Source organism: Streptomyces macrolidinus (genome assembly GCF_023887685.1).
GTDB lineage: Bacteria > Actinomycetota > Actinomycetes > Streptomycetales > Streptomycetaceae > Streptomyces > Streptomyces macrolidinus.
Window position 1 is genome coordinate 12844 of the sequence record NZ_JAMWMR010000004.1, and the last position, 22257, is coordinate 35100.

Annotated in this window: 22 protein-coding genes; 11 read left to right on the plus strand and 11 right to left on the minus strand. The window is 72.6% G+C overall.

Annotated elements, in window-relative coordinates; all coding sequences use genetic code 11:
• The first annotated feature begins 208 nt into the window (after window positions 1-208).
• The gene (locus NGF19_RS05795; RefSeq protein ID WP_252422681.1) at window positions 209-1696 is read left to right on the plus strand and encodes an FUSC family protein; all 1488 of its coding nucleotides are present in this window, start codon (window positions 209-211) and stop codon (window positions 1694-1696) included.
• 121 nt (window positions 1697-1817) lie between these two features.
• The gene (locus NGF19_RS05800; protein WP_252422682.1) at window positions 1818-2837 is read left to right on the plus strand and encodes a lactonase family protein; all 1020 of its coding nucleotides are present in this window, start codon (window positions 1818-1820) and stop codon (window positions 2835-2837) included.
• A 146-nt stretch (window positions 2838-2983) separates the two neighbouring features.
• Here NGF19_RS05800 and NGF19_RS05805 read toward each other — a convergent pair whose 3' ends face one another.
• Window positions 2984-3907 carry a sirohydrochlorin chelatase gene (locus tag NGF19_RS05805; protein WP_252422683.1) on the minus strand — a complete coding sequence of 308 codons (924 nt, stop codon included), beginning with the start codon at window positions 3905-3907 and terminating at the stop codon, window positions 2984-2986.
• A gap of 189 nt (window positions 3908-4096) precedes the next feature.
• Here NGF19_RS05805 and NGF19_RS05810 point away from each other — a divergent pair, with 189 nt between their 5' ends.
• Window positions 4097-4774: a uracil-DNA glycosylase gene (locus NGF19_RS05810; RefSeq protein WP_252422684.1), complete on the plus strand. Its 678-nt coding sequence runs from the start codon at window positions 4097-4099 to the stop codon at window positions 4772-4774.
• Window positions 4775-4793: 19 nt separating this feature from the next.
• On the opposite strand, the gene NGF19_RS05815 is transcribed toward NGF19_RS05810, so the two are convergent.
• The 3 genes from NGF19_RS05815 to NGF19_RS05825 all read right to left on the minus strand — a co-directional run bounded on the left by NGF19_RS05815 (window position 4794) and on the right by NGF19_RS05825 (window position 7694).
• A complete protein-coding gene (locus NGF19_RS05815) occupies window positions 4794-5606 on the minus strand; it encodes an SDR family NAD(P)-dependent oxidoreductase (RefSeq protein ID WP_252422685.1) in 813 nt (270 codons plus the stop codon).
• 84 nt (window positions 5607-5690) lie between these two features.
• On the minus strand, window positions 5691-6503 hold the full coding sequence (locus tag NGF19_RS05820) for an SAM-dependent methyltransferase (RefSeq protein WP_252422686.1): 813 nt from the start codon (window positions 6501-6503) through the stop codon (window positions 5691-5693).
• 105 nt (window positions 6504-6608) lie between these two features.
• Window positions 6609-7694, minus strand: a complete 1086-nt coding sequence (locus tag NGF19_RS05825) for a WD40/YVTN/BNR-like repeat-containing protein (RefSeq protein WP_252422688.1) — start codon at window positions 7692-7694, stop codon at window positions 6609-6611.
• A gap of 358 nt (window positions 7695-8052) precedes the next feature.
• On the opposite strand from NGF19_RS05825, the gene NGF19_RS05830 reads away from it, so the two are divergent.
• The 3 genes from NGF19_RS05830 to NGF19_RS05840 all read left to right on the plus strand — a co-directional run bounded on the left by NGF19_RS05830 (window position 8053) and on the right by NGF19_RS05840 (window position 10578).
• On the plus strand, window positions 8053-9438 hold the full coding sequence (locus tag NGF19_RS05830) for a rhodanese-like domain-containing protein (protein WP_252422690.1): 1386 nt from the start codon (window positions 8053-8055) through the stop codon (window positions 9436-9438).
• Window positions 9435-10181, plus strand: a complete 747-nt coding sequence (locus NGF19_RS05835) for a sulfite exporter TauE/SafE family protein (RefSeq protein WP_252422692.1) — start codon at window positions 9435-9437, stop codon at window positions 10179-10181. The genes NGF19_RS05830 and NGF19_RS05835 overlap by 4 nt, the downstream gene beginning before the upstream one ends.
• 109 nt (window positions 10182-10290) lie before the next feature.
• A complete protein-coding gene (locus NGF19_RS05840) occupies window positions 10291-10578 on the plus strand; it encodes a metal-sensitive transcriptional regulator (protein WP_252422694.1) in 288 nt (95 codons plus the stop codon).
• 28 nt (window positions 10579-10606) lie between these two features.
• On the opposite strand, the gene NGF19_RS05845 is transcribed toward NGF19_RS05840, so the two are convergent.
• Entirely contained in the window at window positions 10607-11965 is a 1359-nt protein-coding gene (locus tag NGF19_RS05845; RefSeq protein ID WP_252423193.1) for an FAD-dependent oxidoreductase, read from the minus strand.
• 228 nt (window positions 11966-12193) lie between these two features.
• Here NGF19_RS05845 and NGF19_RS05850 point away from each other — a divergent pair, with 228 nt between their 5' ends.
• Window positions 12194-12640, plus strand: a complete 447-nt coding sequence (locus tag NGF19_RS05850) for a DUF6214 family protein (protein ID WP_252422696.1) — start codon at window positions 12194-12196, stop codon at window positions 12638-12640.
• A 50-nt stretch (window positions 12641-12690) separates the two neighbouring features.
• Here NGF19_RS05850 and NGF19_RS05855 read toward each other — a convergent pair whose 3' ends face one another.
• The 5 genes from NGF19_RS05855 to NGF19_RS05875 form a co-directional block, all read right to left on the minus strand.
• Complete coding sequence (locus NGF19_RS05855; RefSeq protein WP_252422698.1) at window positions 12691-13374, minus strand: TetR/AcrR family transcriptional regulator; 684 nt, start codon at window positions 13372-13374, stop codon at window positions 12691-12693.
• A 147-nt stretch (window positions 13375-13521) separates the two neighbouring features.
• The gene (locus NGF19_RS05860) at window positions 13522-14220 is read right to left on the minus strand and encodes an HAD family hydrolase (RefSeq protein ID WP_252422700.1); all 699 of its coding nucleotides are present in this window, start codon (window positions 14218-14220) and stop codon (window positions 13522-13524) included.
• A gap of 51 nt (window positions 14221-14271) precedes the next feature.
• Window positions 14272-14973 carry a phosphatase PAP2 family protein gene (locus NGF19_RS05865; protein WP_252422701.1) on the minus strand — a complete coding sequence of 234 codons (702 nt, stop codon included), beginning with the start codon at window positions 14971-14973 and terminating at the stop codon, window positions 14272-14274.
• Between the two features lie 58 nt (window positions 14974-15031).
• The gene (locus NGF19_RS05870; RefSeq protein ID WP_252422702.1) at window positions 15032-15967 is read right to left on the minus strand and encodes a M56 family metallopeptidase; all 936 of its coding nucleotides are present in this window, start codon (window positions 15965-15967) and stop codon (window positions 15032-15034) included.
• Window positions 15968-16090: 123 nt separating this feature from the next.
• Window positions 16091-16681: a DUF5134 domain-containing protein gene (locus NGF19_RS05875; protein WP_372505586.1), complete on the minus strand. Its 591-nt coding sequence runs from the start codon at window positions 16679-16681 to the stop codon at window positions 16091-16093.
• 184 nt (window positions 16682-16865) lie between these two features.
• Here NGF19_RS05875 and NGF19_RS05880 point away from each other — a divergent pair, with 184 nt between their 5' ends.
• The 3 genes from NGF19_RS05880 to NGF19_RS05890 all read left to right on the plus strand — a co-directional run bounded on the left by NGF19_RS05880 (window position 16866) and on the right by NGF19_RS05890 (window position 19766).
• Window positions 16866-18503, plus strand: coding sequence for an FUSC family protein (locus tag NGF19_RS05880; protein WP_252422703.1), 1638 nt, complete (start codon window positions 16866-16868; stop codon window positions 18501-18503).
• Window positions 18500-19093, plus strand: coding sequence for a MarR family winged helix-turn-helix transcriptional regulator (locus NGF19_RS05885; protein WP_252422704.1), 594 nt, complete (start codon window positions 18500-18502; stop codon window positions 19091-19093). Before NGF19_RS05880 ends, NGF19_RS05885 begins: the two co-directional genes overlap by 4 nt.
• Window positions 19094-19199: 106 nt before the next feature.
• Window positions 19200-19766 (plus strand): GNAT family N-acetyltransferase, encoded by a 567-nt coding sequence (locus NGF19_RS05890; RefSeq protein WP_252422705.1) that lies wholly within the window; start codon window positions 19200-19202, stop codon window positions 19764-19766.
• Between the two features lie 30 nt (window positions 19767-19796).
• Here the strand turns inward: NGF19_RS05890 and NGF19_RS05895 are convergent, their stop codons facing one another.
• Window positions 19797-20480 carry a glycerophosphodiester phosphodiesterase gene (locus tag NGF19_RS05895; protein ID WP_252422706.1) on the minus strand — a complete coding sequence of 228 codons (684 nt, stop codon included), beginning with the start codon at window positions 20478-20480 and terminating at the stop codon, window positions 19797-19799.
• Window positions 20481-20841: 361 nt separating this feature from the next.
• Between NGF19_RS05895 and NGF19_RS05900 the strand changes: the two genes are divergently transcribed.
• Complete coding sequence (locus NGF19_RS05900; protein ID WP_252422707.1) at window positions 20842-22239, plus strand: DUF6421 family protein; 1398 nt, start codon at window positions 20842-20844, stop codon at window positions 22237-22239.
• Window positions 22240-22257: the final 18 nt, after the last annotated feature.

The following is a 22257-nucleotide window of genomic DNA, read 5'->3' on the forward strand; positions in this document are numbered from 1 at the left end:
CGTATCAGTGGATCTCCCTGACTGTACCAATGGCTCAGTGAAGAGCGTGCAGGTTGAGCCATCACTACCTCCCCGCTTACCTTGTCTATGTCAATGGCGCCGCGTAGCGCAGGACCGGCAACGAAGCCGGAATCCGTGCCCGTGGCGCCTTTCCATGTCCTCACGGCACCGAACACGAAACGGGGGCGGGTTGCCGACGGCGAAGAAGATGTTCACGGCTCCGGATCCAGGGCTGTTCCGGCTGCGCGTCTCCCTGCGCGCGGTGCTCGGGATCGGCCTCGCGGTGACGGTGTGCGAGCTGGCCGGACTGTCCCGGCCCGCCTCGATCACCGGTGGGCTGGCCGCCCTGCTCGCGCTGTTCACCGTGACCGACCCGACCGTGCGGCGCCAGGCGGTGACCACCGCGCTGCTTCCCGTCGTCGGCCTGCCCGTGCTCGCGCTCGCCTCCACCCTGCACGGGGTGCCGGTGCTGCGGGACGCGGCCTGGCTCGCGGTGGTCTTCGCCGGTGTGTACGCGCGCCGCTGGGGCCCGCGCGGCCATGCGCTCGGCGTCTTCGCGTTCATGGCCTTCTTCATCGCGCTGCTCCTGCACGTCGTCCCCGGTCGGCTGGCGGAACTGTGCGTCGCCGTGCTGCTGTCGCTGGTCACCGCCGCGGCGGTGCGGTTCGGCGTGTGGTGCGTCGAGCGCCGTACGCCGTCGCCCGCCGCGCCCGCCCCGCTCGACGGGCGCGGACTCGCCCGCCCCGCCACCCGCCAGGCGTTCCAGGCGGTGGCGGCCTGCGCCGTCGCCATCGCCGTGGGCGAGGCCGTGTCGCACGAGCGCTGGTACTGGGCCGTGGCCACGGTCTGGTGGATCTTCGTGAACACCGCATCGCGCGGCGAGACGCTGGTACGCGGCTTCCGGCGCGTCGTCGGCACGGTCACCGGGATCGCCGCAGGAGTGCTGGTCGCCCTGCCGCTGCACGGAGATCCGGCGCTCTCGGCCGTGCTCGCCGCCCTCTGCGTCTTCGGGATCTTCTACACGGCGGCGCTCTCCTACAGTTGGATGATCTTCTTCGTCACCGTCCTGGCGGGCCTGCTCTACGGCCTTCTCGGCGTCCTCGGCCCGGGGCTGCTCGCGCTGCGCCTCGCCGAGACGGGCGTCGGGGCGCTGAGCGCCGCGCTCGCCGTCGTGCTCGTACTGCCGATCACCACGCACACGGTCACCGACCAGTGGGTGCGCCGTGTCCTGCACGCCGTGCACGGGTGCACCGCCGCGACGGCGTGGCGCCTCGCGGGTGACCCGGAGGCGGACCCCGCCTCGCACGCGGCGGAACTGGAAGCGCTGCTGGGACGCCTGCGGGCGGCCCTCGCGCCGCTGGTGCATCCGCTGAACCCGCTGCGGGCACGCAAGGCGCGGGCCCTTCGGGTGCTGGCGCTGCTCGACGAGTGCGCCCGCCGGACCCGCGGCCTCGTCGCCGTCGCGGCCGATCCGGACGCCTCGCACGACGCCCGTCTCACGGAGGCCTGCCGTCGCGTGGAGACCGCGGTGGAGACGCTGCTCGGCAGGCTCCCGGCAGGCGCCCTCACGGCCCCCTCGGGCGTCCCGGCCCGGCACCCCGGCGCCGAGCGGGCCCTCGCCCACCTGCACGGTCTGGAACAGGCCCTGGTCGACCTGGCCGCACCGCTGAGCGTTCCCTCGCCGGTCCGCGTCTGAAGCCCTCTGACGCCGCTGACCCTCTGAGCCGCTGACCCTCTGAGCCTCTGAATCCGGCGTCCTGGTCTAGACCTCCTGCTACCGTCGTCCCTCCAGGCATCGGCGGGAGGGACGGGCAGCGGTGGACGGCGACCGGCGGCGGGCATACATCGGCTCCTTCACGGCGGCGGGAGGACGGGGCATCCTCACGGCCGCCGTGGACCCGGACACGGGCGCGCTCACCTTGCTGAGCGCCGTGGACTCGGTGCCCGATCCGTCGTACCTCGCGCTCCACGGCGGCATGCTGTACGCGGTCAGCGAGACCGCCGACGGCGCGGTCGCCGCGTACCGTCTCGACGGCGACGCGCCCGAACTCGCCGGTCCGCCCGCCGCCGTCGGTGGCAGCGGGCCCACGCACTTGAGTGTGCACGCCGGTCACCTCCTGACCGCCAACTACGGTTCCGGCAGCGTCAGCGCCGTCCCCCTGCGCGGCGACGGCACCCTGGTCGCGGCCGTGCCCGCGGTGTTCCGGCACGAGGGCGCGGGGCCGGTTCCGCAGCGGCAGCAGGGGCCGCACGCTCATCAGGTCCAGGCCGACCCGAGCGGCCGGTGGGTCGTCAGCGTCGACCTCGGGACGGACTCCGTCCGCGTGTGCGTACTGGACGGCGGCGCCCTGAGGCCGCACCACGAGACCCCGTTGCGCCCCGGCTCCGGGCCGCGGCACCTGGCCTTCCATCCGGCCGGGGACCGCGCGTACGTCCTCAACGAACTGGCGCCGACCGTCACCGTCTGCCGCTGGGACGCCGAGAACGGCGTGCTGCAGCCGGTCGCCGAGACACCGGTGCTGTCCGACGCGCCCCTGGCGGACGCCTACCCGTCGGGGATCGTGGCCTCGCCCGACGGGCGCTTCGTATGGACCGCGACCCGCGGCCAGGACGTACTGTCCGTGCTCGCCGTCGAGGGCGAGGGGCTGAGACTGGTGGCCACGGTGCCGTGCAGCGGTGTCTGGCCGCGGGCGCTCACCTGGTCACGGCACTGCCTGTACGTCGCCAACGAGAGGTCCGGGGACGTGACCTGGTTCGCGGTAAACCCGGAGACGGGTGTGCCGCGACGGGGCGGCTCGGTGCCGGCCCCCGCGGCTTCCTGCGTCGTGCTCGGCTGACCGGAAGGCCCGAAGGCGATCGGAAGACCCGAAGGCGATCGGAAGGCCCGAGGGCCGGTACGGCGAAGGGCCCGCTCCGTCGAGGGAGCAGGCCCTTTCGGCAGTCAGGACGAGGTCGGTCCGGACGAGGTCGGTCCGGGCCCGGCTCAGCGCGCCTGGGCGCCCTGCGGCTGCTGCGGGGCGATGCCCAGCGCCGTCGTGTACTTGGAGAGTGCCAGCTTGCCGATGGCAGGGTACGCGCCGAGCGCTTCGGCGGCGGCGCAGTCCGCCTCCTTGGCGGCGGCGTCCAGCAGCTCCGGCTCCAGCTCCGGGCCGATCAGATACGGCGCGAGCGCCAGTTGCTGCGAACCCGAGGAACGCAACTGCTCGGCGACGGCCGCGATCGAGCCCTCCTGGTCCAGCGCGGCGGCCATGACCGGCACCGCGAGCCGCGCGGCCAGCAGCATGCCGGTGATCCCGGCCGCCTGGACGGCCTCGTCGCCCCCCACGGAGGCGAGGATGATGCCGTCCGCGGCCGTCGCCACGGTGAACAGGCGGGCCCGGTCGGCGCGGGCGAGACCGGACTCGGACAGCCGGACGTGCAGGGCCTCGGCGAGCAGCGGGTGCGGACCGAGGGCGTCGGTCAGGTCCGCCGCGACGCGGCTGTCCATGACCGCCTGGCGGATCCGGCGCAGCAGCGCGCTGTCCGGACCGGCCAGCAGCGGCACCACCACGGCGACGGGCCCGTCGGGCTTCGTGGCCTCCACACCGGCGGCGACAGCCCGCTCATAGCGTGCCGTACGCTCCTCGGCGGCCTGCGCCAGCACGGTGCGCAGCGAGACGTACTCGGAGTCGTCCCCGTCCAGATAGCCGATCCGTGCGTCCAGGCCGGGCAGCTCGGAACGCGCGATGCTCATGACCTCCTCGGCCAGGCTGCGCGTCGCGGCGCTGGGAGTGCCCGGCACCGCGAGGACGAGCGCGGGCGCGCCCTCGGGGGTCGCCAGAGGTTCCGGGCGGCGATGCCGTCCGGGCTGGCGGGGTCGCGGCATTCGTACAGGCAGGCCGGATGCGGGTCCAGTGGGGGAGCTCATGGCGCCGCATGCTACTGGTTTGGTCGGCTTCCCTGTTCAGGGAGGGGGTCGGCTGAGCGGTATCCGTCCGATTTTGTCTGATGAGTTACGTTCAGATGAGAACTGATCGTTACGATCGGACTCTTCGGCGTCTCTCAACGGCTGGTCCGCCGGTACGGATTGTCGGTGCGGGCCACTAGAGTGCGCGACGTGGCACGACGACCGTTGCATGAACTTGTAGAGGCCGGCTGGGCGAAGGCTCTGGAGCCGGTGGCCGAGCGCATCACGGGCATGGGGGACTTCCTCCGTGCCGAGGTGGCGGCCGGCCGGACGTATCTCCCGGCGGGAGCGAACGTCCTGCGGGCGTTCCAGCAGCCCTTCGACGACGTACGCGTCCTGATCGTGGGTCAGGACCCCTATCCGACGCCGGGCATGGCGATCGGCTTGAGCTTCGCGGTCGCGCCGGAGGTGAGATCGCTGCCGGGCAGCCTGGAGAACATCTACCGGGAGATGAACACCGACCTCGGCCTGCCCCGGCCCTCCAACGGCGATCTGACGCCGTGGACCCAGCAGGGCGTGCTGCTGCTGAACAGGGCGCTGACCACGGCCCCGCGCAAGCCGGGCGCCCACCGGGGCAAGGGCTGGGAGGAGGTCACCGAGCAGGCCATCCGCGCACTGGCCGCGCGCGGGCGGCCGTTGGTCTCGATCCTGTGGGGGCGGGACGCGCGCAATCTGCGCCCGCTGCTCGGGGAGTATCCGGCGATCGAGTCGGCGCATCCGTCGCCGATGTCGGCGGACCGGGGCTTCTTCGGCTCGCGCCCGTTCAGCCGCGCCAACGACCTCCTGGTGCGGCAGGGCGCCCAGCCGGTGGACTGGCAACTGCCGTAGCCCACGCAGGGAGCGGCCCCTACGCGACCAGACGGCGCGTCAGCGTCATCAGGCGCTCACGGGCCTCGGGGTCGTAGGCCTGGTCATGGGCGCGTGCGTCCGTGAACCGGTCGAAGTAGCGGCCGGTGGTGGTGGCGAGTTCCGGGTCGAGGAGCAGCCGCACCGTCGGTCGGACGCCCTCGTCCACGCCGGTGACGGGGGTGAGGCCGTACGCGCGGACACCGTCGGTGTCCATCAGGTGCGCCGGGTGGAGGGCGTTCACCGTGACTCCGCTGCCGTCCAGTTCGGCCGCCCACTCGAAGGTCGCCATGATCAGGGCCAGCTTGCTTCGGCAGTAGGCGCGCAGGCCCTCGTAGTCACGCTCCAGCATGACGTCGTCGAAGTCGATCGCCTCCTGCCCGATCGAGGCGACGTTGACCACGCGGGCGGGAGCCGAGGCGGTGAGCAGGGGCAGCAGGTCGCGGGTCAGGGCGTACGGGGCGAGGTGGTTCACGGCGAAGCGGAGTTCATGGCCCTGACGGCTCAGCTCGCGGGTGAGCGGTTCGGCACCGCCGCCCGCCACGGCGTTGTTGATCAGACCGTCGAGGCGCGTCTCCGCCGCGCGGATACGGTCGGCCATCGCGTGCACCTGGTCCAGGTCGGACAGGTCGGCGAGATACGTACGAACGGTGGTGTCGGGGCCGGCGGCCCGCGCTTCCTCGGCCACGGCGTCCAGGCGAGCGCGGTCCCGGCCGTGCAGGAGTACGGTGCCGCCGCGCGCGGCCAGGTCGAGTGCGAGGGCGCGGCCCATGCCCTGGGTGGCGCCGGTGATCAATGTGGTGCGAGTGGTCATGCCGTTGACCTTCGCAGTGACCGACGAGGGGCGGGAGTGCGCGGTGAGCCTGGTGTTGCCACCACCAGGCTCACCGATCCGGGCTCAACTCTTGCGGCCCACACCGCCGAACATGGCGACCTCGGGCAGCGCGACGTCGGTACTGTCGGGATGCCAGCGGTTGCAGGAGACCACGCCGGGCTTCAGAAGCTCCAGCCCGTCGAAGAACCGGGTGACGGAACCGGGCGTGCGCTGGGTCAGTTTCGGCGTGCCGTGCTCGTTCCAGAACGCCACCGCGGCGTCGACGTCGGGCATGTCCGGCCGCGTGACCGTGTGCGAGAGGACGAGGAAGCTGCCCTGCGGCAAGCGGTCCATGAAGCGCCGCACGATCTCGTACGCCTCCTGGTCGTCCTCGACGAAGATGACGACGCCGAGGAGCATCAGCGCCACCGGGCGGCTCAAGTCGAGGGTGCGCGAGGCCTGTTCGAGGATGGAGTCGACGTTGCGCAGATCCTCGTCGAGGTAGTCGGTGCGGCCCTCGGGGCTGCTGCGGAGCAGGGCCGCGGCGTGGGCGAGGACGATCGGGTCGTTGTCCACGTAGACGACGCGGGACTCGGGCGCGACATGCTGCGCGACCTGGTGTGTGTTGTCCGCGGTGGGCAGGCCCGTGCCGACATCGAGGAACTGCCGTATGCCCTGCTCGCCCGCGAGATGCCGCACGGCCCGCCCGAGGAACTGCCGGTCCGCCAGGGCGTAGTCACCGATTCCCGGGTGCAGTCGGCGGATCTGGTCCCCCGCCTGCCGGTCGACCTCGTAGTTGTCCTTGCCGCCCAGCCAGTAGTTCCAGATACGGGCGGTGTGCGGCTGGTTCGTCTTGATCCTCTTGCTCAGCTCGCCGAAGGCGGGGCTGTCGGTCACGTGATGCCCTCCAGGTCGGACCGGTGATCAGTCAACCGGCACTCGGTCAACTGGCAATCTAATACCAGGAGTTGGGGAGAGCGGTGGGATCGTTCGGCAGGGCGGTCATGCGATCACCGCCGCCCGTACGCACAGCACGTCCGGCAGATGGGCAGCGAGCCGCTGCCAACTGTCGCCGTCGTCCGCCGACGCGTACACCTCGCCGTTGCGATTGCCGAAGTACACGCCCGCCGGGTCCGCGTCGTCCGTGCACAGGGCGTCGCGCAGCACCGTGCCGTAGTGGTCCTCGTCGGGCAGCCCCGCCGTGAGCGGCTCCCAGCTCTTGCCCGCGTCCGCCGTGCGGAAGACACGGCAGCGGCGGCCTGCCGGGACACGGTCCGAGTCCGCGTTGATCGGGAAGACGTACGCCGTGTCCCCGCGACGGGGATGGGCGGCAGCGGCGAACCCGAACGTCGACGGCAGCCCCGCGCCGATGTCCGTCCAGTGGGCACCCGCGTCATCGCTGCGGTACACCCCCCAGTGGTTCTGCAGATACAGCCGGTCCGGCGTCGCCGCGTCCTGCGCGACCTTGTGCACGCACTGGCCGAACTCCGGGTTCGGATCGGGCAGGAACACTGCCGAGACACCGGAGTTGGACGGTTCCCAGCTCGCCCCGCCGTCCCGCGTGCGGAACACCCCGGCCGTCGACACCGCGACCGTCACGGCCTGCGGATCCCGCCGGTCGGTGAGCACGGTGTGCAGACCCTCACCGCCACCGCCGGGCACCCACTGGGCGCGCGTCGGGTGCTCCCACAGCGGGCGGACGAGGCGGAAGCTCTCGCCCCGGTCCTCCGAGCGGTACAGCGCGGCCGGTTCCGTGCCCGCGTACACCACGTCCGGCTCGGCGCTCGCCGGATGGAGCTGCCACACGCGCTCCAGCGAGGCACCCGTGTCCTTCGGGAACCGGACGGCGGGCCGCTCGGGCTCGGTCCAGGTACGCCCGAGATCGTCGGAGTGGAAGACCGACGGCCCCCAGTGCGCGCTGTCCCCTCCGGCCAGCAGCCGGGGGGTGCCCGCGCGGGTGTCGATCGAGACCGAGTAGACGGCCTGCGCGTTGAAGCAGGGGCTCTCGTCGAACGTCCAGACATCGCCCCGTCGCCGCCCGATGAACAGCCCTTTGCGTGTGCCCACGGTGAGTAGTACGTCGGTCATGCCGATTCCTCCCGAAGCGCCATTGTTCCAGCACCGGTCAGTGTGCACCCCACCACTGACAGTGACCGTCGGGCGCCTGCTCCCCGCAGGTCAGAGCCCGTGTCGCGGGAGATGGAGCGCGGGGCGCGTCCCCGAGGCGGGGCGGTTCTGCGTCCGGTCGAAGGGGCGCGGAACGCGGACTAGCGTGGAGTCAGCGCCCCCGTGCGCGCGCCGAGCGCCCCCTCGCGCCGTCGAGCCCGTCGAGCGCCCGTCGAGTCGCCCTCCTCGACCGCCTGTCGAATACCCCCCGGGGTAATCGTGCTAGCCTTCTCATATACCCCAGGGGGTAATTCAGAGGATCAGAGGAAGGGAGCGTCCGGTGTTCTTCGTCGACACCCTCGAGCTGCCGGGGCTCGGCAACCGCAGCTATCTGGCAGGCGGCGCGCACACGGCCGTGGCCGTCGATCCGCCCCGGGACATCGACCAGGTCATCGCCGCGGCAGCGCGCCGCGGTGTGCGGATCTCACATGTGGTCGAGACACATGTGCACAACGACTATGTCTCCGGTGGGCTGGAACTCGCCCGTGTCACCGGCGCCACCTATCTGGTCCCGGCCGCCGCACACGTCTCGTTCGAGCGTACGCCCGTGCACGACGGCGACACGGCGGAGATCGACGCGGGCCTGACGCTGCGCGCGCTGGCCACCCCCGGACACACCCCGCACCACACCTCCTACGTCCTGGAGGACTCCGGCACGGCCGTGGCGGCCTTCACCGGAGGTTCCCTGCTCATCGGCACGGTCGGCCGCCCCGATCTGGTCGAGCCCCGGCTGACCGAGCGGCTCGCCCGCGCCCAGCACGCCTCCGCCCACCGACTGGCCACCGAACTCGCCGACGACACCCCGGTCCTGCCCACACACGGCTTCGGCAGCTTCTGCTCCTCGGCCCAGGCCGCCGGAACGTCCACCACCATCGGCAGGGAGAAGGAGGTCAACGACGCCCTCGTACGGGATGTCGACGCCTTCGTCGCCGACCTGCTGGCCGGGCTGGAGGACATACCCGCCTACTACGCGCACATGGGCCCGGTCAACGCCGCCGGTCCCGCGCCCATCGACCTGACCCCGCCCGCGCTCGCCGACGCCGAGGGCATCGCCGCGCGCCTGGCCGCGGGGGAGTGGGTGGTGGACCTGCGCAGCCGTGTCGCGTTCGCGGAGGGGCACCTGGCGGGCTCGTACAACTTCGACGCCGACGGGCAGCTCGCCACCTATCTGGCCTGGCTGATCCCCTGGGGCAAGCCCGTCACCCTGCTCGCCGCGTCGCCCGAGCAGCTCTCGGCCGCGCAGCGCGAGCTGGCCCGCGTCGGCATCGACCGCCCGGCCGCCGCGGCCGTCGGCGGACCCGCCTCCTGGATACGCGCGGGCGAGCAGCCGGCCTCCTTCCGCCGGGCCACGTTCGCCGACCTCGCGGACCGGTACGCCGACGGCGAGGTGGTCGTCCTGGACGTCCGCCGCGACTCCGAACGAGCCGACGGCCGGGTCGAGGGATCGGTGCACATCCCGATCCACACCCTGCACCGCCGCCTCGACGAGATACCCGCGGGCGAGGTCTGGGTGCACTGCGCGGGCGGCATGCGCGCCGCGATCGCCGCGTCCCTGCTCGACGCCGCGGGCCGTGATGTCGTCGCGGTCGACGACGGGTTCGAGTCGGCGGTGACGGCCGGTCTCACCACGCGCGGGAGCCGAGGCGACGGCGGTCCGGCCGCGTGACCACTCTGTTCATCGCTCTCGTCGCCGGTGCCCTCGTCGGACTGGCCCTCGGCGCGCTCGGCGGCGGTGGAAGCGTCCTGGCCGTCCCCGTCCTGATCCATGTACTCGGCTTCACCCCGGTCGCGGCCACCACCGCGAGCCTGCTCATCGTGACCGCGACGTCGGTGACCGCCCTGATCGCCCACGCCCGCGAGGAGAACGTGAGCTGGCGGACCGGAAGCCTGTTCGCCGCCGCGGGCATCATCCCGGCCATGCTCACCGGAGTGCTGGCCGCCCGGGTGCCCGACGCCGTTCTGACCGGCGCCTTCGCCGTCATCGCGCTGGTGGCCGCGCTGCGCATGCTGAGGCCCGCGGCCGTGGTCGACGGCGAGCGCGAGATACGGATGGCACCGGCCGCCGCTGCCGGAGCGGGACTCGGCGCGGTCACCGGCTTCCTCGGTGTCGGCGGCGGCTTCCTCGCCGTACCCGCGCTGGTGGGCGTCCTCGGCCTCAAGATGCGGCTCGCGGTGGGCACCAGCCTGCTGGTCATCACGATCAACTCGCTGGCCGCGCTCGCGGCGCGCACGGGGACGGCCCACGGGCTCGACTGGTCGGTCATCGCCCCCTTCGCCGGGGCGGCCGTCCTGGGCGCCTGGGACGGCAAGCGGCTCGCCGCACGCCTGTCCGGCGGCCTCTTGCAGCGGGTCTTCGCGGTCCTGCTGCTGGCCGTGGCGCTCTTCATGTTGGTCGGCGTGATCATCTGAGCACGGCGGCCTCCGGGCGGTGAGGCCGGACATCGGTGTCATCCTTGGTAGTCGCACACGTCCCCAGGCGAGGTAGATTACCCCCAGGGGTATTTCTTAGGAGTGGATCGTGGACCTGGATCTCGCGGGCGCCGAGCTTCGCGCCGTGCTGAACCGACTGCGCCGTGCGCAGGGCCAGATCTCCGGCGTGATCCGGATGATCGAAGAGGGCCGTGACTGCGAGGACGTGGTCACCCAGCTCGCCGCCGCGTCCCGGGCTCTCGACCGCGCGGGCTTCGCAATCATCGCGACCGGTCTCCAGAAGTGCCTGGTCGACGGCGACGGCGGCATCAAGTCGACGGAGGATCGCGAGGAACTGCGCGCGCGACTGGAGAAGCTCTTCCTGTCGCTGGCCTGAGAACGCGGCTGTGAGAAGGGGGCCTCGCTCACGGGGCCTCGCTCACGGGACCTCTGTGCGCGGCGGCCATGAGGGACTGCCAGTCCGGCAGCTTCACCACGTTCCGTCCCAGCGACGCCCCCAGCTCCGCCTCCGCCCGCTCGATCGCCAGCCAGCCCGCCCAGTCGACGGGTGCGAGGCCGTCCGCGCGCAGCGCCGCGAACGCGTCGTCGGGCACGTCACGCCGTACGAGGTCGGGCAGGTCCTCGAGCAGCGAGGCCACCGTCTCCTTCGCGCACGGCCGGTTGGTGCCGATCACGCCCGTCGGGCCCCGCTTGATCCACCCCGCCACGTACTCACCGGGCGAGACCGCCCCGTCCCGCAGCACGCGTCCCGCCCGATGCGGCACGGTCGCGGTTCCCGGGTCGAACGGGAGCCCCTCCAGCGGCACCCCGCGGTAGCCGACCGAGCGCAGCACGAGCTGGGCCTCGATGTCCTCGTACCGCCCGCTGCCCGTCACGCCGTCGCCCTGCTCGTCGGGCAGCGTCCGCTCGAAGCGCACCGCGCCCACGCGGCCCGCCTCGGCGAGCAGCTCGACGGGGCGCAGGAAGAAGCGCAGCCGGATCTGGCGCGCGGCCCCGCGCGGGGGAGTCGCGGCCCAGCCGCGCAGCACCTCGATGTTGCGGCGCTGCGGGGCGGGCAGCGCGGACGGATCGACGTAGGCCGGATCGAGCGCCAGTTCCCGCTCGTCCACGACGACGTCGGTGTCCGGCAGGGTGCCCAGCTCCCGCAGCTCCTTGGTGGTGAAGCGGGCCTGGGAGGGGCCACGCCGCCCCACCATGTGGATCTCGGTGACCTTGCCGGCCGCCAGCGCGGTCAGCGGCGCCTGCGGCATGTCGGTGGGGCTCAGCTCCTCCACCCCGCGGGCGAGCATACGGGCCACGTCCACCGCGACGTTCCCGACGCCGATCACCGCCGCCGCCCGCGCGCCGGGCAGGAAGTCCTCGACGGTGGAGTCGGGATGCGCGCTGTACCAGGACACGAACTCGGTCGCCGACCAGCTTCCGGGCAGGTCCTCGCCCGGGATGCCGAGATGCCGGTCGGTCGCGGCGCCCAAGCAGTAGACCACCGCGTGGTACAGCTCGCGCAGCCGGTCGGTCGGCACACCGCCCGCGCCGACGTGGAGGTTGCCGAGGAAGCGGATCCGCTCGTGCTCCAGGACCGTGCGCAGGCTGTTCTGCAAGGACTTGATCTTCTCGTGGTCCGGCGCCACGCCGTACCGGACCAGTCCGTACGGGCACGGGAGCCGGTCGAGGACGTCGACCCGTACCTCCGGGTCCTGCTCGACAAGGTTCTGCGCGGTGTAGACCCCGCTGGGCCCGGAACCGACGACGGCGACATGCAGCACGGACGGAACTCCCTCGGGGAGGAGGTCGCTGGTGGGGTCCAGCATGGCACCGTGTGCGCCGAGAGGGGAGCAGTGATGCGGGAGTGGCGCTGGGCCGACGGGGTGCGATGCCCCCGGTCCGCGCGTGGCTCCCCGGTCCGGGTTTGATCGTTCACTTACGTTGCGTCCGTGCTGGAAGCTTCCGTTGAGAAACCTTCTGATCACTTTCGATCGGGCGGGGTCGTCTCCGTGTGGCCCGCCTGGGAAGTGCAGGACCACGAGCAGACCACGTCGTGGTTCAGCCTGCGACTGGACCTTCCCCAGGGCGCCGTGGTCGACGTCCTGGCCGTCGTGTCCGGTGGGTGCGTGGCCATCGAGGAGGTACGGGCCGAGCCGCCCCTCTCGCTCGACGACCTGGCGGCGCTCGCCGACCGGATCGAGGAACCGTTGCTCACGGCGTGCGGTGCCTGGCTCGATCCCGCCGAGGAGGCGGAGGGCGCGGGCCGCATCGATGTGCCGCGCGGCGTCGAGGGGTGGCGGCTCGTGGCCGAGGAGTACCGCGCCGCGCAGGAGAAGGGCGCCGACCCGGTGCTCGCGGTGATGTCCGCGACGGGGCACAGCCGCCGCAGAGCGCTGAAGCTGATCGGCGCGGCGCGTGACGCCGGGTTCCTGACACCGCGGCACATCCGCCGCTGAGCAGGCGCCCCGCGGCGCGGGCCGCGCGAGTCGTACGAGACCCGGCCGGTCTACTTCGGGTGACCGCTCCCCTCCGGGTGACGGCGCTCCGTGGCGAAGAACCGCGCGAGATCCGCGGCGCACGCCTCGGTTGCCGTCCCGGAGTCCGGCGGGGTGCCCAGCTCTTGGTCGAGGCCGTACCGCCGGAACAGCTCGGCGCGCAGGACCGGCAGCGGCATCGGGGCGCCCGGCACCAGCGCCGCGTAGACCGAGCCCATCAGCAGGGCCCGCAGGGTCGGGTAGTCCGTGCCGGGGCGCGTCGAGCCGTGCCGGATGACCGTGTCGCGCAGCAGCTCCGCCAGGCGCTGCTGCTCGGGGCACTGCACGAACCCCTCGGCCTGCAGGATGCCCGCCATGTGCTGGCGCATGAGCACGGGGTGGTGGACGGTGAGGCCCAGGATCGCGTCGATGGCCCGCGCCATCCGCTCCCCGCCGTCCTCCGTGCGCGGCTCGCGCTCCAGGGCTTCCTCCAGCGTGCGGTGCATCAGCCGGTGCACGGCCGACTGGAGAAGCTGGCGCTTGCCGGGGAAGTAGTACGAGACCAGGCCCCGGGCGGAGCCGGCGCGGTCCGCGATGTCGCCGAGCGTCGTCGCGTCGTAGCCGCGCTCGCTGACCAGTTCGACGGCCGCCTGGAGGAGCCGTTCGCGAGAACGACGCCGCAGTTCTTCATTGACCGCGGCGCTGCGAGGGGACATCCTGGACTCCTGCGTTGACTGGCTGACAGCCAACTATACTCAGCACGTCCGGCCCCGGCGCTCCGCGCTGTGGTCCGGGTGGCGGCTGCTCTGGGTCACGCGGGGGATGGCCCAGAGCAGCCGCATGTTCCACCTCGGACGGACGGCTCAGCCGAGCAGGTCCAGCACGGGCCGCAGTCCGTCGGGGCGTTCCGTGACCGGGCGGTGGTCGACGAAGTGCACCGTGCAGCCCAGGTCCGCCGCGCCACCGTCCGCGCGGCGGTCGTCGCCGACCATCAGCGTGTCCTGCGGGGCGACGGCGAGCGCGTCACAGGCCAGGGCGAACAGTCGTGTGTCGGGCTTCTGGACGCCGTGTTCGTACGACAGCAGGTACGTGTCCACGTACGGGTCGAGGCCGTGCTCGCGGAAGACCGGCCGCAGGTCCCAGCCGATGTTGCTGACCACGCCGACGGCCACGCCGCGCTCGCGCAACGCGCCGAGCACCTCGGCGGTGTCGGGGTAGGGCTGCCAGGCGGCGGGCGTCATATGGCGGTCGTACAGCGCGTCGTGGAGCCGCGGGTCCGGCAGGGGCACCTGGCGTGAGACGCCGGTGAAGGCGGCTCGGTGCGCCTCGCTGCTGCGGTCACGGACCGCCCAGAGCGCCGCGAGGTCCTCGGGCAGCGGCTCCGCGGGCGGGGCGCCGCCCGCCTGCGCGCCCACCGCCTCCAGGCGCTCGGCGGTGCGCAGCAGCTCCGGCTCGGGCAGGGAGATATGGGCTTCCGTCAGGATCGCGCGCAGCCACGATTCGGTCGGCTCGATACGGAAGAGGGTTCCGGAGAAGTCGAAGAGCACACCTTTGATCGTCATGGCGCCGATCCTTCGGGAGGCGTCTTCCGTGGGTCAAGGGTGTCCTTCGGGTCAAGCGTGTTCTGTGGGGCGGGCGTTGCCCGCACCGTGCCGCCGCTCGTACGACGCCACCGCGAGCACGACCAGCAGTGCCCCGAACAGCCAGCCGCCCACCACGTCCGACGCCCAGTGCACACCGAGCCACACCCGGGTCAGCCCCACACCCACGACGGAGACCACGGCCACCGCGCGCGCCGTGGACCACAGGGCGCGTCCGGCGCCGTACCGGCGAAGGAGCCACAGCAGCAGGCCGCACACCACCGTCGCCGTCAGGGCGTGCCCGGAGGGGAAGGCCGCGTAGTGTGCCGAGTCGACCGGGTCGGGCCACACCGGGCGGGGCCGGCCGACCGCGGCCTTCACGGTCTGCTGCACCAGTGTGCCGAGCGCACATGTGGCCGCCACCCATAGTGCGAGCCACCAGGCCCGGTGCCGCCACACCAGCCACACCACGGCTGCCGCACACACGATGCGCAAGGTCGTCGGGCTCCACACCCAGTCCGTCAGGATGCGCGCGGTGTGCGTGGCCCCTCGGTCGGTCACCGCCCAGCGATGCGTGGTGCGCGCGATGTCGCCGTCCAGGGCCGTCAGCGGGTGCCAGGAGGCGGCGACCAGGACCAGGAGCAGCAGCGACGCGGCTGCCAGGACCGTCACGGTGAGCGCCGTGGTCCGTGGACTTCGCCGAGTGGGCGGTGGGTCGACGCGCGCGGGATGCATAGGGTGATCCTCCCCGATCCGCGAGGCCGGGGGCCACCGGTTCCCCTGACCCGGCGGGTCAGCCCAGAGCCCGCAGTCCCGGGACGAACGCCACCAGGACCGGGATCACCGGCACCAGTGCCGCGGTCGCCGTCAGCCCCAACCGGTGCACCGCCGGGAGCCGTTCGGGGGGAGCGAGGAGACGCTGGACGCGCTGGGGCACATGGGCCTCCGGGACGGCACCGGGGCCGAACACGCCCCGGTCCTCGTTCAGTTCGACCAGCGCGAGCGCGGTCGTGAGGCGACCGAAGCGGCGGGAGGCCACGTCGTCGGCGGCGAGTTCGACCAGCCGGTGCATCTCGTCCCGGAACGCGGCGAACACCGGGACCTGCGGGAACCCCTGCGCGAGCGCGGCCGAGGTGTGCAGCAGCCAGTCGTGGCGGGCGCGCGCGTGGCCCTGCTCATGGGCGAGTACGGCGTCCAGTTGCCTGCCCTTGAGGCGGCGCAACGCGGCCGTCGTGATGACCAGCCGAGGGGCGGCGCCGGGCAGCCACCGGGCGTCCGGACGCTCCCCCTCCAGGACCACCAGCCGGTCGCCCTCGGGCTCCTCGCCGGGCAACAGCGGGGCCCGCACGAGCAGTTCGGCCCGGTCGTGCCGACGGCGCGCCCGCGCCCGCGCGATCTCCCGGATCAGCATCGCGGCGCTCCACGCCCCGCCGCAGGCCAGAAGCACGGCGAGCGTCGCGGCCCAGGGACCGCCGGTGCTCAGCGCGTAGGCGTCCACGACCGCGTGCGGCGCGGGGGCGAACACCTGGCCGCGTACCGCCACCCAGGCGGCGGCGGCGCTGAGCGTCATCGACAGCACGCAGCACACCAGGACGGCCGCCACCACGCACTGCCACACCCACAGGGCTACCACGGGTTCCCGGTCCGGCCAGTGCGCCCGCGTGAGCAGCCGCGGAGCGAGGAGGGCGGTCAGGGCGCCGAGCAGAAGCAGTGCCGCGGGGACCATCATGGGCGAAGCCTATGAGCGGTGCGACGCGGGAGATACGCGCTGTCACGGCAAAGTGACGTACGCCACGGACGTGTCCGGCCTTGAGGCGGGCGGGAGTTGGGTAAGGCGGGCGCCGGGCGGCCTTCAGACGGTGAGGAGCATCGCCAGCATCCCGATGGCCATGGACAGGCGGCACACGCGCGCGAGTTCGGGCCGGTCGCCCCAACTCGCGGAGTGCGTGCCCCCCGCCACCGCCGCGGCCGGTACCAGCCGCGCCCCGGACCACAGCACGTACCCGGCGAAGTAGAGCAGGAACACCCCGGTGAGGAGCGGGAGGCCGCTGTGTCCGCCGTGTCCGTGGTGGCCGGGAGAGGCGGCCATCGTCGCCGCCATGTAGATCATCGCGACCGCGCCCACCAGATGGTGCAGATGGTGAGGGTGCGTGCGGGCGGCGAACAGCGCGTGGACGGCAGCCGCGCCGAAGACCACCAGGTAGGCGATCCAGGCCCAGCGCGGCGGCGCCACCACCGCGGGGGGCACGGCCATCGCCGCCATGCCGAACCCCATCAGGGCCTCGCCCCCCGCGGCCCGGCGCTGCTCCTCGACGGTGCTGCGCATGCGCAGCAGACAGTAGGCGCCGGTCGCCGCGCACAGCGCGACGAGCAGCAGACAGTAGGCGCCGGTCGCCGCGCACAGCGCGACGAGCAGCAGGCCGGGTGCGGCCGGTCCGTGCACCGCGCACCTCCCCGCTCGACGGGACTCGGACGGTCCCAGGGGGCATGCCCGGCACAGTCGGTGCGCACCCGAGCGCACAGGGGTACGAGGGGAGCGCGGGCCTGGCGGCGCGGTTCCGCGGCGCTCCGGCCTGCCGTTCTTCACCTAAACCTTTTACTAGTAAAATACCTGCTAACATTATGGAATGCCCAGTGCGACTTCCAAGACCTCCCGCGTGCGCCCGCTCCCTCTCTCCGGGCTGCTGCGCCTCGGCAGGCCTTCCGACATCTGGTACAAGCCCGCGCTGAGCGTGGTCGTCGCGGTCGCCCCGCCGAACCTGACCCTGCTCGCCCTCGGCCACCTCGACCTGGCCGCCTACACGATGGCGGGCTCGCTCTGCGCGCTCTACGCGCACAACCGGCCGTACGCGGCCCGTGCCCGCACCCTCGCCCGGGTCGTGCTCGGCATGGTCGCCGGACTCGCCGTCGCCCTGCTCACCGCGTCGCTCACCACGAACGCCGTGGTGCTCGTAACTGTCGGCGCCCTGCTCGCGGCCGTCCAGAAGATGCTCTGCGACGCCACCCGGATCGGACCCCCCGGCAACGTCATCTTCACCTTCATCACGTCGGCGAGCCTGTTCGTCCCGCAGACCCTCGGCCAGGTGCCCGGCCATGTCGGCCTGGCCGCCGCGGCGGGCGTCTGGTCCTGGCTCGTCGGCATGGCGCCCGGCCTCCTGCGGCCCCACGGGCCCGAGCGCCGCGCCACCGCGCACGCCCTGATCGCGACCGCCGCGTTCGCCGAGACCCGGACGCCCGCCGCCCGCGCCGGTGCCGCCGCCGTCGTGCACACCGCCTGGCAGACCCTGCTGTTCACCGGTGCGCGCTCCGCGCCCCGCCGCGCTCTCGAACGGCTCGTCGTCCGCGCCGAGGTGGCGCTCGCCGCGCCCACCGACAGCGACCCGGAGCGACTGCGCGCCTGGGCCCGCGCCCTGCGCGGCACCGGGCCCGTCCCGGAGCCGGACGACCTCGGCGAGGCCGCCGACGACCTCCTCGGCGTCGAGGCCGAACTCGACAGCCCGGCCCGCCCGTTGCACCGCAGGCTCGGCCCGCTCGCCCCTCTCGCCCTGCGCACCGCGCTGGGCTGCGCCCTCGCCGGCTATGCCTCCCTCGCGCTCGGCATCGGCCGCCCGTACTGGGCGCTGGTCACCGCCGCCGCGCTCTACCAGGCCAATGTCACCCTCACCTGGCGCCGCGGCGTCCAGCGTGTCGTCGGCAACCTCGTCGGCGTCCTGCTCTTCGCGGCCATCGCCCCGCTTGCCCACCTCAGCGACCTCGCCCTCATCCTGTGCGGGCTCGCCTTCAACTTCGGCGCCGAGGCGCTGATCAGCCGCAACTACTGGCTCGGCAGCGTCTGTGTGACCCCGATGGCGCTGCTCATCACCGAGTTCGGCCACTACCAGGAGCCCGGCGCGCTGATGGTCGACCGCGTCCTGGACACCCTCGTCGGGGCCCTGATCGGCTTCGTCGCCGCCATCGCCGTCACCAACCGGCGCGCGGGGGACCGGATCGAGCACGCGCTCGCCGCCGTGGACAGCGCCCGGGAGCGCGCCGCCGCGGTCGTGTCCGCCCAGCAGCCCGACCCCGCCGCCCTGGAGGCCGCGCGCCGCACCCTGGTCGCCGCCGTCGTGGATCTGCGCGCCGCCGCTGACGCCGCGGCCGGTGAGTGGTGGCTCGCCGCCCTGCCCGAGGAGCGGGTGCTGCACGCCGAACAGGCCGGACACCGTACGCTCGCGGCGACGATACGGCGGCAGGGACTGCACATCTCGGAGGGCGCACGGACATGACGGCAGTGAACGGACGGGCGAGCACGACGGCGAGCGGCGCGGATGCCGGGAGCGCCGGAGGGAGCGCCGCGGCCGGATACGGTCCCGCGGGCGACACCGTCGCCGCAGTCGTGCGCCAGTGGCAGGCCGTCCACCCCCGGATCGACACCGCCCCCATGGAGATCATCGGCCGTATCAACCGCTGTGCCGCCCTGCTCCAGCAGGCCGAGGACGCACCGCTGCGCCACGCCGGGCTCACCCGGCCCGAGTTCGACGTCCTCGGCACCCTGCGCCGTACCGGCCACGCGTTGACCCCCGGCGAGATCGCGCGGGAGACGTTCTCCTCCGGCGCCGCCGTCACCAAACGCCTCAAGCAGCTCGGTGAGCGCGGCCTGATCGAACGGCACGGCGACACCCGCGACCGCAGGGTCACCCACGTCCATCTCACGGACGCGGGCCGCGACCTCGTCGACCGCGTTCTGCCCGAACAGCTCTCCTACGAGAGGACCGCCCTGTCCGGCCTCGACGACGACGCGCAACGGGGCCTCGCCGCCGCGCTCGGCGAGCTGCTGGTCCAGTTGGAGGGCCGACTCGGGGGGCCGCGCGGCTGACCGTCCCCGCCGCGCCGCTCACTTCGTGGACCGTTCGAACGCGGCGCGGCCGGACGATTACCCTCGTGGCTGCCCCAGCCGCGCCATCGCATCGGAGAAGCCGCCCATGGACCGTCTCACCAGCGCCGTCAGCACCGCGGACGCCCCCACCGACGTGTTGTTCCGCGACGCCGTCGAGGCCGACGTCGACGCGCTGGTCGCGCTGATCGACTCGGCGTACCGCGGCGACTCCAGCCGCGCCGGCTGGACCACCGAGGCGGACCTCCTCCAGGGGCCGCGGACCGACGCCGAGGGGGTGCGCGAGGTCCTCCGGGCGGCCGACAGCAGACTGCTCACCGTCGAACGCGACGGCGCGATCATCGCCTGCTGCCACCTCGAACACCGCGGTGCACACGCCTACTTCGGCATGTTCGCGGTCAGCCCCGGCCTCCAGGGCGCGGGGCTCGGCAAGGCGGTCCTCGCCGAGGCGGAGCGGACGGCCCGCATCACCTGGGGCGTCCGTGAGATGCACATGACCGTGATCTCCCTACGCCTCGACCTGATCGCCTGGTACGAGCGGCGCGGTTACCGCCGTACGGGACGGATGAGCCCCTTCCCCTACGGCGAGGAGCGCTTCGGGATCCCGCAGCGCGACGACCTTCAGTTCGAACTGCTGGTCAAGCCGTTGATCTGACAGCCCGCGCCGGGGCCCGGCGTGCGAGGCTCACGCGGTGAAGCGGCCGGTGCGCTTGATCTCCGGGTGGTCCGTGGTCGCGCCGTCCAGCGCCAGGGCGCGTACGAGCCGCAGATGGTCCTGGGTGTTCACCACCCAGCCGATGATCCTCAGATCCGCCTTGCGCGCGTGCTCGACCACCTCCAGGGTCAGCCGGCGGATGTTGAGGCAGACGGTCGCGGCACCGGCCGCCACGGCGCGCTCCACGATATCGGTGCCGTAACGGCTGCCGATCAGCGCCGTGCGCACGCCGGGCACGAGCCGGGCGATCTCCGCGATCGCCTCGTCGTGGAACGAGGACACCTCGACCCGGGCGACCAGGTCCCGGCGCAGCATCACCTCGGCCAGCGCCCGCGCCGCGGCCACGTCCTTGATCTCCGCCTGGAGCGGTGCCCGCACGGTGTCCAGGACCTCTTCGAAGACGGGGACCCGCTCCCCGCGGCCCGCGTCGAGCGCGCGCAGCTCGGCGAGGGTCTTCCCGGCGATCGGGCCGGTGCCGTCGGTCGTACGGTCCACGTCCGTGTCGTGCATGACCACGAGCGCGCCGTCCTTGCTCAGATGCAGATCGAGTTCGATCACATCGAGGCCCGCGCGCTCGGCGGCGATGAAGGACCGGAGGGTGTTCTCGGGCTCGACACCCATGACTCCGCGGTGCCCGATGGTGAGGAAGTTCAAGGTTCAGCTCGCTTCCGTCGGCGACGACTCGGCTTGCGTGCACGGCGTTCCCCTACCCGCGGCACGGCCGCAGCCTAACGGCCCGGCCTCGCGAGGGAACCGGCCCCGCACGGCCCGAGGGGTGCGCGGACGGTGTGATTCCGGGCCGCGGGACCGGCCGTGGATCACCCCTGGGTGGGCGCGCCACACCACCGTTGACCTCACGCACCGCTGCCCCGACGGCACCTCCTGTGCTGCGGGACAGGAAGATGAACGGCGAGGTGGGGACAGCGCAGGATAATTTCCTGATCGTCCTCTTGCTGGGAGAAACCCTGTATGCATACGGTGTCTTGACGCGAGGTTCTCCCGTGGAGGATGAATTATGACGGAAATTCTTGTGCAGGCGGGTTCCGAAGGACAGGTTCCTTCACCGGAGAGGGTGGTGGACCATCCGGCCTGGCCCGTGCTCAAGGATGCCGTGGAGCGGATCCGGCCCTGGCAGTCCAAGGACGGTTCCATCGACTTCGACGCCGAGGGCGCGCCGGACCCCGCGGAGGCCGAACTCGCCGTGAGCCGTGTGGCGCGGGCCGTGGAGGAACTCTCCCCGCTGCTGCCGCACGACGCCGCGTACCACGAGGCGCTCGTGAAGGACCTGCGTCGCTGGGCCGACGAAGGCTTCAAGGTGCCCGACTTCCTGGACTCGCTGCTGGCCTTCCAGCCCGCCGTGCAGCGCGAGGACGGCAGGCAGCACCTGGTCGTGTTCCCGATGTACACGCAGAACGGCAACCTGGACCGCAACCTCGAAGCGGTCGTCCTGCGCATGGTCTGGCCCGAGTGGCTCGCCGAGCTGGAGGCCACCCGCTACGACAACCCGCTGTTCTGCGGCATCACGTTCGAGGACTTCACCGGCGGCTACGACACCAACTCGGCCGTTCTGTTCCCCGAGACCGTCGCCGTGCGCGAGGCCCCCGAGAGCTTCAGCTGGGGTGCCATCTTCTGCGACCGCGAGGCCGCCCGCTTCCGCCGTGTCACCGCCGCGGCCGTCGACATCCTGGGCCTCGAACTGCCCGAGGACATCGCCGCGATGGTGCACGACCAGCAGCGCTGCCAGCAGGCCTTCGTCCTGTGGGACATGATCCACGACCGCACCCACAGCCACGGCGACCTGCCGTTCGACCCCTTCATGATCAAGCAGCGGCAGCCGTTCTGGATGTACGGCCTGGAGGAGCTGCGCTGCGACCTCACCTCCTTCAAGGAGGCCGTGCAGCTCGAGGCCGACGGCTTCCCGCAGGGCCGCGACGTGCAGTACGCGGTGCTCTTCGACCGCATGTTCCGCTTCCCGGTCACCGGCGAGCGCGTCCGCAACTACGACGGCCTCGGCGGCCAGCTCCTCTTCGCCTACCTGCACCAGCACGACGTCGTCCGCTGGACCGACAACAAGCTGCACATCGACTGGCAGCGCGCCCCCGAGATCACCAACCAGCTCTGCGCCGAGATAGAGAAGCTGTACCGGGACGGCATCGACCGCCCCAAGCTCGTCCACTGGTTCAAGGCGTACGAGCTGGTCTCCACCTACCTCGCCCCGCACCCGGCCTCCCGCTGGGCCAAGGGCCCGGACGCCCTGGACCTCACGCTGCCGCCGCGTAAGCTCGTCGACGACGTGCTGGCGGACGAGTTTCCGCTCAGCATGTTCTACGAGGCGCTCTCCAAGAAGATCAAGAAGGTGATCGCCTCGACCAAGGGCATCACCGCGGAGACCCCCGAGCAGGTCGCCGCATGAGCGTCGACGCTGTAGGTA